This is a genomic window from Desulfonatronum sp. SC1 (genome assembly GCF_003046795.1).
Classification (GTDB): domain Bacteria; phylum Desulfobacterota; class Desulfovibrionia; order Desulfovibrionales; family Desulfonatronaceae; genus Desulfonatronum.
The window spans coordinates 1-406 of sequence record NZ_PZKN01000210.1 but is presented as its reverse complement, the minus strand read 5'-3'; the positions used below and the strand labels follow the sequence as shown (position 1 = coordinate 406).

The 406-nt window shown below is 42.6% G+C and carries 1 protein-coding gene; it reads left to right on the top strand.

Translation table 11 applies throughout. The annotated features are described in order from the left end of the window. On the top strand, positions 1-406 hold a 406-nt coding region (locus C6366_RS21320), incomplete at both ends, for an NAD-binding protein (protein WP_199221629.1).

Below are 406 nucleotides of genomic sequence, written 5' to 3'. Positions count from 1 at the left end.
ATCTTGAAAATACCCTGGTAATAAATGGCGATGGCCGAAACCTGGATCTTCTAAAAGACGAAGGTATTGGAAAAACGGATGCTTTTATTGCAGTAACCGGCAATTCGGAAGTAAACATCCTGGCATGCCAGCTGGCTAAAAAAATGGGCGTTAAGAAAACCGTGGCCGAGGTTGAGAATATGGATTATATCGATTTGGCTGAGAACATTGGCATTGGCACCATCATCAATAAAAAACTTATAGCGGCCAGCTACATATACCGGCACACATTTAAAGCCAATGTGTCGTACGTAAAATGTCTTACTGCCACTGATGCCGATGTGCTTGAACTAATAGCTCAGAATGGCTCGAAAATTACCCGCGGTACACTCAAAGAGCTTGACTTGCCAAAGGATATGAATATTGG